The 266-nt window shown below is 72.6% G+C and carries 1 pseudogene; it reads right to left on the bottom strand.

Annotated elements, in window-relative coordinates:
* Positions 1-111: 111 nt before the first annotated feature.
* Positions 112-266: pseudogene (locus KVT37_RS33640) on the bottom strand (LysR family transcriptional regulator); the annotation flags it as partial.

Here is a 266-nt window from a genome sequence, read left to right as displayed (position 1 = left end):
CTTTCCTTTTTCTCACCCAGGTGGGGTGCCCTGCCGCCCCCTGAGAAGCCCCCTCCCCCCCCCCCGACCCTCGCCCTGCCCCCCCCCCCGCGGGAGGGCGCGGGGCCCGAAGAGGGCAGCTTTCTCCGCGCCGATGGCCCCCGATTCCAAAAGGCGCGGGTTGAGGGCGGCGGGGATGCGGGGGATGGTGAAATCGGGGGGGGGTGCGATCAGCCCGCGGGGGAGCACGTTCGAGGTTTCGACCCGCATGGTGATCTCGATGCGCG

The organism is Mesorhizobium sp. GbtcB19 (assembly GCF_019091085.1).
Classification (GTDB): Bacteria; Pseudomonadota; Alphaproteobacteria; order Rhizobiales; family Rhizobiaceae; genus Mesorhizobium.
This window is presented reverse-complemented; position numbering and strand designations above follow the sequence as displayed.